Origin of the sequence: Kitasatospora sp. NPDC059803 (genome assembly GCF_042732255.1) — a bacterium.
In the GTDB taxonomy this organism is placed as follows: Bacteria; Actinomycetota; Actinomycetes; order Streptomycetales; family Streptomycetaceae; genus Kitasatospora.
Genome location: NZ_JBHWIJ010000467.1, coordinates 3,810 through 4,106 on the forward strand (window position 1 = coordinate 3,810; position 297 = coordinate 4,106).

Consider the following 297-nt stretch of genomic DNA (forward strand, 5'->3'; position numbering starts at 1 on the left):
CCGCCGGGTCCGGTAAGCGGCCCCTTTGCCATGCCCGCCCGCCGTGCCCGGGTACTCGGCACAACGTACGGAATGCTGAACTCCGGATAACGATTTGATGCGCATGATGCGGGGGGGATTTACAGTTAATGGCTGTACAATTTTACATATTAAATTAGTGAGGTCTTGGTGAGGGTGGTGCGGGGGTGCTCTCGGGAAAAGATAAGTGACGACCGTCACACCGTCTGTCACTTGTGGTCTGGACCTGGTCCGGGATAAACACCGGACGCCAAAAGCGAGAGGCGGCGGGACAGTCTG